A 14,383-nucleotide genomic window follows, 5' to 3' on the forward strand; every position below is an offset into this window, starting at 1 on the left:
GCGACCCGCGACGGCGCTCTGCCACGCACTCCCCTTACGCACCGGACGACGTACGGGAGGAACCAGTGAGCACGGCGAGAAGAGCATTGCGCGAGGGCAGAACCAACTGGAAGAAGACGGCTGTTGTCGCGCTGCCCGCGGTCCTCGCGGTCGGCGCGATGGCATCCGTGATGGCCGAGGGCGCGCTCGCCGCGTCCTTCGCGGTCAGCGGCACCAGCTTCCAGGTCTCCTCGGGCAAGCTGACCAGCCAGGGCCTGGCGAGCTACGTCCAGGTCGACCGGGACGTCGACGGCAAGGGCCACCCGGTGGCGCTGCTCGGCATCGGCGACGCCACGCTGTCCGACATCTGCCAGGCGGCCGAGGTCAAGACGCCCGTCGGCACGGTGGTGTTCAAGCTGACGGCGGGCGGCGACGCGGGCAACGTCACCGCGAGCAACCTGATCATCGACGGCGAGGACCTGGTGGGCGACGCCCGCTTCGGCACCGCGCAGATCGGCCGGGACGCCTCGACGCTCGACGAAGTCCCCGGCGTCAAGGGCGAGAAGGGCAAGTTCGGCCTCCAGGCCGGCGACATCGAGGTGGCCAAGGTGCGCTCCCACGCCTGGTCGGCCACCGGCGGGAACTTCCGCCTCAAGGGCATGAAGGTCGACGTCAGCCTCGGCGGCAAGAAGTGCTTCTGAGCGGGCCGGGAGCCCCGCGCGCCGGGGGCTGGCTCGATGACCGGCTGCCGCTGCGGGACCTGCGGCGCGGCCTGCGCAAATGGCGGCGCACGCGGCCGTTCTGGGGCGGGCTGCTGCTGGTCCTGGGCGGGGCGGAGCTCCTTGTCGTGCCGCTGTCGCCGCTGACGGTCCTGGTGAGCCTCGGGCTCGGCGGGATCGCCGCGATCGGCATCGGGATCGCACTGATGGCCGCCGGGTTGTTCCTGTGGCTCCTGCCGCACGCCCATCACTACGTGTCCGTCAACGCCCTGATCCTGTCGGTGCTCTCGTTCGCGGCGACGAACCTCGGCGGGTTCCTGATCGGCATGCTGCTCGGCATCGTCGGCAGCGCGATGGGCTTCGGCTGGACGCCGGTACCGGACGACGACCAGGAGCGGGCGGGGCGACCGAAGGCGCGCGACGGGCAGGGCACGCGGACGCTGGCCGTGCTCCTTCCGGTGGTGCTCGCCGGGACGGCGCTGTGGGGCGCCGTCCCGGCGAGGGCGGCGCCCGGGGACGACTCGATCGTGGCGGCACGGACGCCGCCGACGATCACGACGACGCTGTTCGCCCCGCAGGGCTTCATCGTCGCGGGCGTCACCGACATCCCCACCGCCGACGGTCCGCTGAAGGTGATGGTGCTGCGCATGAAGGCGGCCTCGCTCACCGACTACCGCCTGACGACCCGCGACGGCAGCCGTGAACTCTCCCTCGGCGCCGACACCTTGGACCTCAGCGGGGCGGTCACGCTCTATCTGACCAAGTTCAAGGGCTGCATCGAGGGCATCCTCTGTCTGACCTTCACGCCCGACAAGCTGCCGGTGCCGCCCCTCGTCCCGCCGTTCGTCTTCATGACGGAGGTCAGCGCCGAGCAGGCCCTCGTCACCTCCGACTCGATCGTCGCGGGCGGGCTGAAGCTGGGGGCGCGGGCGTGATCCGGGCAGCCTGGGCCCCGTGATCCGGAAGGGAGCGCCGCCATGATCCAGATCCAGGCCGCGCTGTTCTGGGCGTACGCGGTGGGCGCGACCTTCGCGCTCGCCGCGGGCCGCCAGCTCCAGGTGTGGGAGCGGATCAACGCGGGCGAGGGCCCGCGCACCCGCAGCCGCGCCGCCAACCCCTATCTGGCCCTCACCGTCCTCTTCGCGGCCGTCCTGATGGTGCCGACCGGACTGTTCCTGCTCTGGCAGAACCCGTCCTGGGCGACCATGCACGTCGCCGACAGCCACGAGGGCGTGTGGGCGGGCTTCGTCCTCTTCTACGCGGGCGGGATCCCCGTCGCCGCCGTCCTCGGGTTCCTCGCCGCCCAGGTGCTGGTCCTCGTGGGCGCGGGCTACTGGGCGTACCTGAATTGCGTGGGCGGCTACTTCCTGCTCTTCGGCACGCTCGTGCACGGCTGGGACGGCAGCGGCTACGAACGCTTCCTGTCCCCCGGGGCGCGCGACTGGGCGGACTGGCCGCGCGACAGCGTCGTCAACAACGCCCTGGACTTCCTCACGTCCGGCACGTTCCTCGCGCTGCTGGTGTTCGGCGCGGCCGTCATCGGCACGATGCTGATGACGGAGGTCGGCTGGCTCATGGAAGGCTGGTCGCTGCCCGGCGCCGACGAGGACCGCAAGGTGCACCCCGTGCTCGCCGTCGCCATCGCGGGTGCCGGGGTCTACGGCCTGCCGTTCCTCGGCGCGGTCACCGCGAGCGTGCTGGTGCGGCTGCTCGGCGGCTGGGTGGGGCTGCCGCTGTTCGCGGTGCTCGCGGGGGTGGTGCTGCTGCCGGGGCGGTCGCCGGTGCGGCGGCTGTACGACCTGGTGGGGGTGCCTCATCGGCACTGGCGGGCGGACCTGGACCTGGCCGCCGGGCCCGGTACGGGCGACTCGGCCGATCCCGGCGGCGGACCCGACCCGGGCGATACGCCACCTGGCCCCTGCGGCCCGTCCGACCCCGGCGGTGAGACTCAGCTCACAGAAGGCCGACCTGGCTGACGAGCATCGCGAGCACGACGACGAGGGTCCAGCCCGCGAGGTGCTCCAGGACGTTCGGGCCGTCCTTGGGGCCGCCCGTGCGGGCCTGGGAGCGGACTGCGGTGGCAGAGGTCGCGGTCATATGGCTTCTCGCTGACGTTTTCCGGCCGACGGCGGCCTCCCCCGGCCGCACTGGCAGTGGACATTCCCCCCACTGGCGTCTTCCACCATGCCAGCCATGCCCGGAAATGTGGGAGAGACGTTGGTCACCCGTCACCACAACTGCCGCGGATCGCCGTGCGTCTAAGACGGCGTACGTCCGCGCAGCATCCGACCGAAAGGTTTCCGATGAGCACGATCAGGACGCCCCGCCGCAGAAACACCGGAGCGCGACTCGCACTCGCGGCAGCCGTGACGGCGGCGGCCGCCCTCACCGGACCGGTCTCGTACGCGACTCCCGCGGCAGCGGAGAAGCCCTCCCCCGGAGCCCCGGGGCTCGGCGACCCGATGTTCCCCCTCGACGGCAACGGCGGATACACCGTCGACCGCTACCTCCTGGACTTCGACTGGCAGGCCCCCAAGACCCCGTTCGCGGCGTCGGCCACCATCAAGGCGACCGCCACCCAGTCCCTGTCCCGCTTCAACCTCGACTTCGGCGGCAACACGCTGCACTCGGTCACCGTCGACGACAAGACGGCCGCCACCACGCGCGACGGCGACGAACTGACCGTGACACCGAAGTCACCGATCGCCAAGGGCCGCGCCTTCACGGTCAAGGTCACCTACACCGCCGACCCGACCCAGACCCGGCACCGCGACGACGCCATCGAGGACTACGGCTGGATCCCCACGCCCGACGGCACGGTGGTCTACCCCCAGCCCAACGGCGCCCGGCTGATCTTCCCGGCCAACGACCACCCGAGCCAGCGCGCGCCCATCACCTTCCGGATCACCACGCCGAAGGACCGCACGGCCGTCGCCAACGGCAAGCTGACCAGCAAGAAGAAGGTGTCCGGCGACCGGGTGCGGTGGACGTACGACTCCGAGCAGCCGCTGTCCACGCAGCTCGTGCAGCTCGCCGTCGGCAAGTTCACGATGGTCGACAGCACCGGACCCGGCGGCCTGCCCCTGCGCGACATCGTCCCGGACGCGCTGGTCGAGCCGACGGCGAAGTACCGCAAGCTCACCCCGGACCATCTGACGTGGCTGGAGAAGAAGCTCGGCAAGTACCCCTTCAACCGGTACGGCATCCTCGTCGGCGACACCGACCTCGCCGTCGCCCTGGAGACCCAGACGCTCTCCCTCGTCCCCAAGGCCGACCTGCTCGGCACGCAGGTCGACGCGGAGCGGAACCTGGTGCACGAGCTGACCCACCAGTGGTTCGGCGACAGCGTCGCCCTCGCGGGCTGGTCCGACCTGTGGGTCAGCGAGGGCCACGCCCGCTTCTACGAGCGGATGTACTCCGAGGAGCACGGCGGCGACAGCTTCGAGGCCGCGATGAAGGCCGCGTACAAGGCCCACGACCAGTGGCGCCGCGACTTCGGCGCGCCCGCGGAGCCCACCGAGCCGAACCTCTTCAAGCGCATGCGCTACGACGGTTCGGCGCTCGTGCTCTACGCGCTGCGCGAGAAGGTCGGGGACGCCACGTTCCAGAAGATCGAGCGCGCCTGGATCGCCGAGTACAAGGGCAGGACGGCGAGCACCCAGGACTACATCGACCTCGCGTCGAAGGTCTCGGGCCAGGACCTTCAGGGCTTCCTGAAGCCCTGGCTGTACGGCGCGAAGACCCCGCCGATGCCGGGCCACCCGGACTGGGTGGTGGACCCGGCGACCTGAGCCGAGGAGCCGTGCGCAGGGCCCCGTCCCGCCGGGGCGGGGCCCTGTCCTCAGCGCACGCCGACAGCGGCGAGCGCGCGTGTCTGCTCCTTCGTGGGACGCACGGGGAAGTACAGATAACAGACCCCGCCGGTCCCGGAGACCACCGTCCCCTGGGCGTTCTTGCGCTTGGTGCGGAGCCAGATGTTCTCCCACTCGCGCCGCTTGTAGACGCGGCGCACCGCCGGGTTGCTCGGCGAGGCCGGGTCGTTGGCGATCACGTCGCCGCTCTTGGTGAAGCCGATGACGGTCATGAGATGACCCGCGGTGCCGTAGCCCGCCCCGGTCAGCTCCTCCTTGAGGAAGGACTGCGAGGTGATCGCCGGGATGCCCGCCCGGATCAACGTCTCCAGGTCGGTCAGCGAGCCGAGCCGGGTGACGACGCCCTGCATGTCCTTGTACGTCGCCGCGTAGGCCGCGTTGAACGGCCAGTTTCCGCAGCCTCCGTACTGGTAGTCGTAGGTGAACCGGGCCGCGTGGCACACCTGCGGGTCGGCGAAGGCGGGGTCGACCCAGTCGAGGTCGGCCGCCGTCGGCTTGCGCCCCCAGTACTCCAGGATCATCTGCGAGGACGTGGGGCTGCACCAGGCCTCGCCGCCGTTGTCGTACTCCGGGTACTGGCCCTTGTGGATCTCCTGCGAATAGCGCGGCACCTTGAGCTCCTTGGCGAGCCCGGGCGCGGCGGCGGGCACCGTGAAGCGGTCGGGCACCGCGGAGGCCATCGCGCCGAGCCGCCACACCGTGGGCGTGAGCGCGCTGCCCGGCGTCCGGTAGAGCGTCAGCCGCAGCCGGTACGCGACCACGCGCAGGCCGCTCGTCGTGTCGTCGACGGACAGCGTGTCCGTCCAGACGGACGTCTTGCCGTCGGACTGGTCGTCCACCGAGGTGCGCCGGATGACGGCCGCCTCGGCGTCCTCCCGGTCGTCGCCCGAGTTCCACCGGCCGAGGACGTACCAGGGAGACGTGGCGCCGTCCGAGTACGTCGCCTCCAGCTCGACCTGGATCCAGGTGCCGGTGGGAGTGCGGGCGTTCCAGGAGGCGATGGCCTCCGTGGCGGGGGCCGCGGGGTGGTGCGCGGGCCCGGTCCACTGGGCGTACTCCCAGGTGGAGGCCCTGCCGGTGTGCGGGTCGGTGTAGTCGGCCGTCCCCGCGGGCTCGGCCATCTCGACCCCGGCGCGGCCCTTGGCGACGACGCGGGTGCCGTGCGCCGTTCCGGAACCCCAGTCCTTGCGGGAGACCCAGAAACGGTTCTCCACGAGCCGCTCCGCGCGGGGCGGGCGGCGCCGGGGCGCGGGGGCGGCGCCCGCCGGGGTCACGGTGGCGGCCGTCGCGGCGACGGCCGCCACGGCCGCGGCTCCGGCCGCCGTGGTGAGGATTCTTCTGCGGGACATGCCTTCAGCTTGGTCCATGGACGGGGACTCCCAGTCGATGGGTTCCGGCCGCGGCCGGAGAGCGATGGTCAGGTGCACGACAGTGCGCCAACTATGGCTGTACGTCGACGGGTTCTGCCAGCGATCCGGACCCGGAAGGGGCGACCAATATTGGCCTCTACCTCTGGTATGACCTGCGAGAGCGCACTGAACCGCGCCCGCGCCCCACGATCCGCGCCCCGCGCGCCCCTGCCCGTAGGCTGGCCCGCGATGACCGATACCCGCCGCCCCACCCCCCTCCCCGGCCGCCCGGGCCTCTCCCGCCTCGCCCGCGCCGTGCGCCACCTGCCGCCGTCCTGCGGTCCGGTCCGGCTGGTCGCCGTCGACGGACACGCGGGCTCCGGCAAGTCGACCTTCACCGCGCGGCTCGCCGAGGCGCTCGGCGGCGCCCCGGTGCTCCACCTCGACGACATCGCGAGCCACACCGACCTGTTCGACTGGACGGACCGGCTCCTGCGCCAGGTCGTGGAGCCGCTGTCCCGAGGCGAAACGGCGCACTATGCGGCGTACGACTGGCACGCGCGCCGCTTCGGTCCTGCCGACCGCCCGCTGCCCGCCGCCCCCGTCGTCCTGATGGAGGGTGTCGGCGCGGGCCGCCGGGTGCTGAGGCCGCTCCTGGCGGGCCTGCTGTGGATGGATCTGCCCCGCGACACCTCCTGGGCGCGCGGGCGCCGAAGGGACGGGCCGGCCCTGAGTGGCTTCTGGGACGGCTGGGAAGCGGCCGAACGACGTCATTTCGCCGAGGACCCGTCGCGGCCCTTCGCCCAGTTGCTCGTACACGAGTTGTCTGTGGGGTACGAGTTGCTGGCGGGGTCCGACGAGACGGCAGCACTGACCCAAATCGTCACTCAGGGTGAAGGTCCGTCGGCAGCGAGCTGAACCTGCCGAAGGCGGCTTCAGGACCGCGTGGCCAGTTTCCGTGAGTGCCTCAACTCGGCTTGACCCAGGGGCCTTACAGGACTTACGTTCTCAATGTGCGGCCTTTCGGGTCGCCCGCAGACGCGAAGCCCCCGGTTGTTCCCCCGTGATCGGGGGCTTCGTTCTGCCCTGCATCCGCTTTTTCCCAGCGCCATGAGCCGCCGATCGCTCACCCTGGGTCACCATCGGGCCTCTCCTCGTCGACCACCCCCGGCAGGCCCCCGCCGGAGATCCAACGCTGCGGCACCCTACGGCCGAGCACTGCCACGCAGGTACGATGCATCTTGGTGCGACTTCGGACGGCTGCTACGCGCACCGCGTCAACTCCCGTCCGCAGCACGGCGGTTCAGCTCAGTTGCCGGCGGGCACCGGCCCGGTGGTACACAAACGGGGGCACGGTTTGTGGGGGACGTGATGGACTTCGGCACCCAGGGCTCTACGGCCCCGGCCGACCTCGCCTGGCTGCGGGGCGTCGACGCCTACACCATGGGCGCCTATCCGCAGGCCGAGGAGGAGTTCAGGGCCGCGGTGCGCATGGACCCGGGCATGGCGGACGGCTGGCTCGGGCTGCACGCGCTGCGCATCGACACAACGACCGCGCTGCTCAGGATGTTCCAGCACCGGGACCGCTTCGGCGAACAGCGCGCCCGGCATGTGCGCACCCTCAACTCCTGGTACTGGCTGGGCTGGTGGGTGCAGCCCGTCCTCGAGTCCACCCGCGACCTGCTGCTCGCGCACGCCTCGCACTGGCTGGACGGCCGCCATGTGCCGGAGCTCGACCGGGCGCTCGCCGGGCTGCCGCCGGTCGACGCCGACGCACAGGTGCGTTTCCTGCACGCCTGCCGCGCCTACCTGGTCAAGGACTGGGAGCAGTTGGTGCGGCACACCGACCCGCTGATCGACGACGCGATGCTCGGCATCGAGGCGGGCCTCTTCGGCGGCATGGCGCGGGTGCGCCTCGAGATGTACGGACAGGCTGAGCCGCTGCTCTCGGCCGCGCTGATGCGCTGCCGCAGCGAACAGCCGCAGCGCAAGGAGCTGCGCTACTGGCTGGCCCGCGCGCATGAGGGCACCGGCCGGTCCGCCGCCGCGCTGCCGCTGTACCGCGCGGTGCACCGCGTCGACCCCGCCTTCATGGACACCTCGGCTCGGCTCGCCGCGATCGCCGAGGGCGACGGCTACGACGACGCCGCCGACCTGGCCGCGATCTCCCTCACCGGCGTCGGCCAGGACGCCCTCGACGGACCCGACGGCGTGGACGCGCTGTTCGGCACCGAGGGCCGCGACCTGAAGGTGACCGAGCCCGAACTGCCGCCCGGCGGCGGCCCGCCCGACGCCGACACGGTGCGCGAGAAGGCCGTGATCCCCATCAAGCCCGCGCCCCGCAAGCCCCCGCCCGGGCCCACCGACCCGGCCCTGCTTGAGCAGGCGCTCGCCGAGCTGGAGCGGATGGTCGGCCTCGAACCCGTCAAACGCCAGGTCAAGGCGCTCTCCGCGCAGCTGAACATGGCCCGCTTCCGGGCGGCGCAGGGCCTTCCGGTGCAGCCGCCGAAACGACACTTCGTCTTCTCCGGCCCCTCCGGCACCGGCAAGACCACCGTGGCCCGCATCCTCGGCCGGGTCTTCTACGCCCTCGGGCTGCTCGGCGGCGACCACCTCGTCGAGGCCCAGCGGGCCGACCTGGTCGGCGAGTACCTGGGCCAGACCGCCGTGAAGGCCAACGAGCTGATCGACTCGGCGATCGGCGGCGTCCTCTTCGTCGACGAGGCGTACTCCCTGTCCAACTCCGGCTACGGCAAGGGCGACGCGTACGGCGACGAGGCCCTCCAGGTGCTCCTGAAGCGCGCCGAGGACAACCGCGACCACCTCGTGGTGATCCTCGCGGGATACCCCGAGGGCATGGACCGGCTGCTCGCCGCCAACCCCGGGCTCTCCTCCCGCTTCACGACGCGCGTCGACTTCCCCTCGTACCGGCCCCTGGAACTCACCGCGATCGGGCAGGTCCTCGCCGCCGACAACGGCGACCTGTGGGACGAGGAGGCCCTGGACGAACTGCGCTCCATCAGCGGACACGTGGTCGACCAGACGTGGATCGACGAGCTGGGCAACGGCCGCTTCCTGCGCACCCTGTACGAGAAGAGCTGCGCCTACCGCGACCTGCGGCTCTCCGGCTACCCCGGGGCGCCGACCCGCGCGGACCTGTCGACCCTGCGGCTGCCGGACCTCATGCAGGCGTACGGGGAGGTCCTTTCGGGCCGGGGGCCGGCCGACCCGGCCGGTGCCTGAGCCGACCGTGGGGCCGGGCGCCTGAGGCGGCGGCCAGGCCGAGGCGGCACGGGTCCTCACCGCCCGCCCCGGCCCACCGGCCTCAGCCGACCAGCTCCTTCCCGCGGACGTCCCCCGCGCCCCGGCTCCGCGCCGCGCGCGACGCCGGAGGCACCGCCACCCGGTGCGCCGGGTCGCGGACCTCGCCGACCAGGAGTTCCAGGACGTCCTCCAGGGCGACGAGGCCGAGCACCTTGCCGGACGCGTCGGCGACCTGTGCCAGGTGCGTCGCGGCGTGCCGCATCACCGTCAGGGCGTCGTCCAGGGGGAGTTCGGCGCGCAGGACCGTCATCTGGTGCCAGACGTGCTGGGGCACCGCACGGTCGGTTTCCTCCAGGTCCAGGACGTCCTTCACATGCAGATAGCCCATGAAGGCGCCGGTCTCCGCACGGACCGGGAAGCGGGAGTAGCCCGTGCGCCCGGTGAGTTCGACGACCTGCGCCGGGGTGACCGAAGGACCGACCGTGACCAGGGAGGCGCGGTCGAGCAGGACGTCCGTCACCGGCCGCGACCCCAGCTCGAGGGCGTCCTCCAGGCGCTCCTGCGCCCGCGGGTCGAGGAGGCCCGCCTGCCCCGCGTCCTCCACCAGACGGCCCAGCTGCACGCTGGTGAAGACCGCCTCCACCTCGTCCTTGGGCTCGACCTTGAACAGCCGCAGGATCAGCTGGGCGCAGGCGCCGAGCGTCACCGTGACCGGCCGGCACAGGCGCGCGAACGCGACCAGGCCGGGGCTGAGCCAGAGCGCGGTCCGCTCGGGTGTCGCCATCGCGAGGTTCTTCGGGAGCATCTCGCCGATGACGAGGTGCAGGAAGACGACGACGGCGAGCGCGATCACATAACCGAGGGGGTGGATCATGCCCTCGGGCAGGTGCACCGCGTGGAAGAGCGGTTCGAGCAGACGCGCCACGGTCGGCTCCGCGACGGCGCCGAGCGTCAGCGAGCACACGGTGATGCCGAACTGGGCGGCCGCCATCATCTGCGGCAGATGCTCCAGGCCGTACAGGACCTGGCGGGCCCGCTTGGAGCCCAGCGGCTCGATCTGGCTGCGGCGCACGGACACGAGCGCGAACTCGGCCCCCACGAAGAAGCCGTTGGCGAACACGAGGAGGACGGCGAGCAGGAGTTGCAGGGCGCTCATCGCACGGCCTCCGCGACCGCGGCGCCCACCCGGTCCGCGGCCCCGTCGGCCGCTTCGCCAGGAGGCCCGGCCGGCCCCCCGGTCCGCACCAGGCGCACCCGCTCCGCGCGGTAGTGCCCGACCTGGCGGACCGCGAGCCGCCAGCCCGGGAGTTCGGCGCGGTCGCCGGGCGCCGGAATGCGGCCGAGCAGATCGGCGACCAGCCCGGCCACGGTCTCGTACGGCCCCTCGGGCACGTCGAGTCCTATGCGCCGCAGGGTGTCGACGCGGCAGCCGCCGTCGGCGTCCCAGGCGGGTCTGCCGTCCTCGGGCGGGGCGTCGGCGAGGTCGGGCAGGCCGTCCTGGTGGTCGTGCTCGTCGCGGACCTCGCCGACGAGTTCCTCGACGATGTCCTCCAGGGTGACCACCCCGGCCGTGCCGCCGTACTCGTCGACGACCACCGCTATCGGCTGCTCGCTGCGCAGCCGCTCCAGGAGGGGCTGCACGGGCAGCGTCTCCGGGACGAGCAGCGGGGACTTGGCGATCCGGCCGACGGGGGCGCGCAGCCGCTCGTGCGCGGGGACCGCGAGGGCGTCCTTGAGGTGGACCATGCCGACGACCTCGTCGATCCGCTCCCGGTAGACCGGGAAGCGGGACAGGCCGGTGGCCCGGGTCAGGTTGACCACGTCCTCCGCGGTGGCGGAGGACTGCAGGGCGCTGACCTTCACGCGGGGCGTCATCACGTGCTGCGCGGTGAGTTCGCCCAGGGAGAGCGTGCGCACGAACAGGTCCGCGGTGTCCTGCTCCAGCGCTCCGGCGCGGGCCGAGTGCCGGGCGAGGGAGACCAGTTCACCGGGGGTGCGGGCGGAGGCGAGCTCCTCGGCGGGCTCGACCCCGAGGAACCGCACCAGGCGGTTCGCGACGGAGTTGAGCCCGGCGATCACCGGCCGGAACAGCCGCGAGAAGGCATGCTGCGGGCCCGCGACGAACCGTGCGACCTGCAACGGCCGGGACACCGCCCAGTTCTTGGGCACCAGCTCGCCGATCACCATCTGCACCGCGGACGCCAGGAGCATGCCGACGGCCACCGCGACCCCGGAAACAGCCCCTTGTGGTATGCCCGTCGAGGTGAGCGGGCGGGCGAGGAGGCGCGCGAGGGCGGGCTCGGCGAGCATGCCGATGACCAGTGAGGTGATGGTGATGCCGAGCTGGGTGCCCGACAGCTGGAAGGACAGCTCCTTCAGGGCGCCGACGACCGTGCGCGCCCGGCGGTCGCCGTCGGCGGCGGCCTTCTCGGCGTCGGGCCGTTCGACGGTGACGAGGCCGAACTCGGCGGCCACGAAGAAGCCGTTGGCGAGGATCAGCAGGAAAGCCGCTCCGAGGAGCAGCAGGGGGATGGTCATGATGCCGCCGCCTCGCCCGGTGCTCGGGTACCCGTATGTCGGGAGGGGGCGGCGCAGGTACTACAGGACGATCCGTCCATCGCCGGAGAGGGTCACTCCTCGGTTAGCAGGAGCCCCGTACCGGCCGCGCCGGCCGTCCGGGGCGGGGCGGCACGTGGAGTCCGCCCCGCATCCAGATTAATCAAGACAGGCGCCGACGCGTCAGTTCGGGATCCCCCGAGTCCTCCCGGATTCCGGCCCCGAGAAGATCCCCCGGTCCGTGCCGGTGTTCCCGTAGGGGCTGTCAGCCCGGCGTCGGTGCTCCCGGAGGGGCCGTCAGTCGGTGTCGGCGTTCCCGGAGTTCCCGTCCGCGCCCGCGGAGCCGTCGGCCTCGCGGCCGGAGCGCGCGTCGACCAGGTCCCGCAGCGCGCGGGCGTCGCTGATGGCGCGCTGCTTGGCGATGCCCGGCTGGATGCCGAGGGCGGGCAGGCTGGTGCCGTCGGTGAGGTCGAGGAACACCCAAGGGTCGCCGGGGCGCAGATTGACGCGGACGATCTCGGCCCACTCCAGGCGGCGGCTCGTGGCGATGTTGACGACGGTCACGCCCGTCTCGTCGGCGACCACCTTGGGCCTGCTCAGCAGGACGAGCACGCCGAGCAGCAGCGCGCCGGTGAAGACGAAGCTGGTTCGCTCCCCCGGGCTGAGGTTGGGGAGCAGCACGGAGATCACGGCGAGGGCGGCGAAGACCGCGGCCCCGGCGGCGAGCAGCACCGCCCGGGTGCGGGCGGGCCGGAACGTGACGGGCAGGGCCTGCGCCGGGGACCCGGTGGGCTGATCGGACTTGGCAGTCATGGCAGACATGTCGGGGGCTGGCGCCGTCAGAGGCGGCAGGCGTGGATGGCCGTGGTCAGGATGGCGCGCGCCCCGATGGCGTACAGGTCGTCCATGACCCGCTGTGCGTCCTTGGTGGGGACCATGGAGCGGACCGCGACCCAGCCTTCGTTGTGCAGCGGGGAGATGGTCGGCGACTCCAGGCCGGGGGTGAGTGCCACGGCCTGTTCGAGGTGCTCGGCGCGGCAGTCGTAGTCCATCATCACGTACGTCCGGGCGACCAGGACGCCCTGGAGGCGGCGCAGGAACTGCTGCACCTTGGGGTCGTCGGCGGTGGCTCCGGTGCGCCGGATGACGACCGCCTCGGACTTCATGATCGGCTCGCCGAAGACCTCGAGACCCGCGTTGCGCAGGCTGGTGCCGGTCTCGACGACGTCGGCGATGACCTGCGCGACACCCAGCTCGATGGCGGTCTCGACGGCGCCGTCGAGGTGGATGACGGAGGCGTCGATGCCACTGTCGGCGAGGTGCTTGGCGACGATGCCCTCGTAGGAGGTGGCGACGGTGCGCCCGGCCAGGTCGTCGATGCCCTGTGCGGTGCCGGGCTTGGCGGCGAAGCGGAAGGTGGAGCGGGCGAAGCCGAGCGGCAGGATCTCCTCGGCGTTGGCGCCGGAGTCGATCAGCAGGTCGCGTCCGGTGATGCCGATGTCGAGCTTGCCGGAGGAGACGTAGATCGCGATGTCGCGCGGGCGCAGGTAGAAGAACTCGACCTCGTTCTCGGGGTCGACGAGGACGAGTTCCTTGGACTCCTTGCGCTGCTGGTAGCCGGCCTCATGGAGCATCGCCGACGCAGGTCCGGACAGTGAACCCTTGTTGGGGACGGCGATGCGCAGCATGAGGTCTGATTCCTTTGCGTGAGGAAGGTGCGTGCGGACGTACGGAAAGGGAGTCGGGAAGAGGCGTTCGGTGCACGGGACGTGCGCTCCGGAGCGGCGCACCCGGCGCGCGCTCCGGAGAACGCGCTCTAGAGATGGGCGTACACGTCGCTGAGGGAGATGCCGCGGGCGACCATCATCACCTGCACGTGGTACAGGAGCTGGGAGATCTCCTCGGCGGCGGCTTCCTTGCCCTCGTACTCGGCGGCCATCCACACCTCGGCGGCCTCCTCGACGACCTTCTTGCCGATGGCGTGGACGCCCTTGTCCACCAGCTCCGCGGTGCGGGAGGTGGCGGGGTCACCGTTGGCTGCCTTGTGCTGGAGCTCGGTGAAGAGTTCCTCGAAAGTCTTCTTGGACATGATGTCGTTCACTCTACGCGCCCGCGCCCCGCCCCTGCCGCCAGGGTTCGGAGATCGTGCGGAGCGTGGCAGCCGTGGCCACCGCGGCGGTGACCGCTTCGTGCCCCTTGTCCTCGGTCGAGCCCTCGATGCCCGCGCGGTCCAGGGCCTGTTCCTCGGTGTCGCACGTCAGCACGCCGAAGCCGATGGGCACGCCGGTGTCGACGGACACCTGGGTGAGGCCCTGGGCGACGCCCTGGCACACGTACTCGAAGTGCGGGGTGCCGCCCCGGATGACCACTCCGAGCGCGACGATCGCGTCGTAGCCGCGGCCCGCGAGGACCTTGGCGACGACGGGCAGCTCGAAGCTGCCGGGCACGCGAAGGAGCGTCGGCTCGTCGATGCCGAGCTCGTGCAGGGCGCGCAGCGCGCCGTCGACGAGACCGTCCATGATCCGCTCGTGCCACAGGGCGGCGACGACGGCGACGCGCAGGTCGCCACAGTTCTTCACGCTCAGTTCGGGGGCACCCTTGCCGCTCACGCGCTTCTCCTCGGGGGTGTGTCGGGGCTCTGTTC

At 72.0% G+C, this 14,383-nt stretch carries 14 protein-coding genes; 6 read left to right on the forward strand and 8 right to left on the reverse strand.

The features are described 5' to 3' along the window. Positions 1–65 precede the first annotated feature (65 nt). The 3 genes from ACZ6BG_RS25405 to ACZ6BG_RS25415 are packed head-to-tail and all read left to right on the forward strand — an operon-like array spanning position 66 to position 2,674. Complete coding sequence (locus ACZ6BG_RS25405; protein ID WP_469005407.1) at positions 66–680, forward strand: DUF6230 family protein; 615 nt, start codon at positions 66–68, stop codon at positions 678–680. After that, the gene (locus tag ACZ6BG_RS25410; RefSeq protein ID WP_469005409.1) at positions 671–1,633 is read left to right on the forward strand and encodes a DUF6114 domain-containing protein; all 963 of its coding nucleotides are present in this window, start codon (positions 671–673) and stop codon (positions 1,631–1,633) included. Before ACZ6BG_RS25405 ends, ACZ6BG_RS25410 begins: the two co-directional genes overlap by 10 nt. Positions 1,634–1,675: 42 nt before the next feature. After that, positions 1,676–2,674 carry a hypothetical protein gene (locus tag ACZ6BG_RS25415; RefSeq protein WP_469005412.1) on the forward strand — a complete coding sequence of 333 codons (999 nt, stop codon included), beginning with the start codon at positions 1,676–1,678 and terminating at the stop codon, positions 2,672–2,674. On the opposite strand, the gene ACZ6BG_RS25420 is transcribed toward ACZ6BG_RS25415, so the two are convergent. After that, entirely contained in the window at positions 2,652–2,795 is a 144-nt protein-coding gene (locus tag ACZ6BG_RS25420; protein ID WP_469005414.1) for an SCO1431 family membrane protein, read from the reverse strand. The two genes, ACZ6BG_RS25415 and ACZ6BG_RS25420, sit on opposite strands and share 23 nt — an antisense overlap. A gap of 206 nt (positions 2,796–3,001) precedes the next feature. Here ACZ6BG_RS25420 and ACZ6BG_RS25425 point away from each other — a divergent pair, with 206 nt between their 5' ends. Beyond that, positions 3,002–4,489, forward strand: coding sequence for a M1 family metallopeptidase (locus ACZ6BG_RS25425; protein ID WP_469005418.1), 1,488 nt, complete (start codon positions 3,002–3,004; stop codon positions 4,487–4,489). A gap of 50 nt (positions 4,490–4,539) precedes the next feature. On the opposite strand, the gene ACZ6BG_RS25430 is transcribed toward ACZ6BG_RS25425, so the two are convergent. Beyond that, positions 4,540–5,937: a peptidase C39 family protein gene (locus ACZ6BG_RS25430; protein WP_469005421.1), complete on the reverse strand. Its 1,398-nt coding sequence runs from the start codon at positions 5,935–5,937 to the stop codon at positions 4,540–4,542. Positions 5,938–6,168: 231 nt separating this feature from the next. Here ACZ6BG_RS25430 and ACZ6BG_RS25435 point away from each other — a divergent pair, with 231 nt between their 5' ends. Both ACZ6BG_RS25435 and ACZ6BG_RS25440 read left to right on the forward strand, forming a co-directional pair. Continuing rightward, positions 6,169–6,837, forward strand: coding sequence for a uridine kinase family protein (locus ACZ6BG_RS25435; protein WP_469005423.1), 669 nt, complete (start codon positions 6,169–6,171; stop codon positions 6,835–6,837). 453 nt (positions 6,838–7,290) lie between these two features. Beyond that, a complete protein-coding gene (locus ACZ6BG_RS25440) occupies positions 7,291–9,162 on the forward strand; it encodes an AAA family ATPase (RefSeq protein WP_469005426.1) in 1,872 nt (623 codons plus the stop codon). An 82-nt stretch (positions 9,163–9,244) separates the two neighbouring features. Here the strand turns inward: ACZ6BG_RS25440 and ACZ6BG_RS25445 are convergent, their stop codons facing one another. From ACZ6BG_RS25445 to ribH, 6 genes are all read right to left on the reverse strand, one after another. Next, on the reverse strand, positions 9,245–10,339 hold the full coding sequence (locus ACZ6BG_RS25445; RefSeq protein WP_469005428.1) for a hemolysin family protein: 1,095 nt from the start codon (positions 10,337–10,339) through the stop codon (positions 9,245–9,247). Next, positions 10,336–11,721, reverse strand: a complete 1,386-nt coding sequence (locus ACZ6BG_RS25450) for a hemolysin family protein (protein ID WP_469005430.1) — start codon at positions 11,719–11,721, stop codon at positions 10,336–10,338. Before ACZ6BG_RS25450 ends, ACZ6BG_RS25445 begins: the two co-directional genes overlap by 4 nt. A 315-nt stretch (positions 11,722–12,036) precedes the next feature. After that, a complete protein-coding gene (locus ACZ6BG_RS25455) occupies positions 12,037–12,552 on the reverse strand; it encodes a PH domain-containing protein (protein ID WP_469005432.1) in 516 nt (171 codons plus the stop codon). Between the two features lie 26 nt (positions 12,553–12,578). Next, positions 12,579–13,427, reverse strand: coding sequence for an ATP phosphoribosyltransferase (gene hisG / locus ACZ6BG_RS25460; RefSeq protein ID WP_468453350.1), 849 nt, complete (start codon positions 13,425–13,427; stop codon positions 12,579–12,581). Positions 13,428–13,555: 128 nt separating this feature from the next. Continuing rightward, entirely contained in the window at positions 13,556–13,828 is a 273-nt protein-coding gene (locus ACZ6BG_RS25465; RefSeq protein ID WP_030360427.1) for a phosphoribosyl-ATP diphosphatase, read from the reverse strand. A gap of 13 nt (positions 13,829–13,841) precedes the next feature. Next, on the reverse strand, positions 13,842–14,348 hold the full coding sequence (ribH, locus tag ACZ6BG_RS25470; protein WP_468453348.1) for a 6,7-dimethyl-8-ribityllumazine synthase: 507 nt from the start codon (positions 14,346–14,348) through the stop codon (positions 13,842–13,844). Positions 14,349–14,383: the final 35 nt, after the last annotated feature.

Source organism: Streptomyces sp. NPDC041205 (assembly GCF_055591765.1).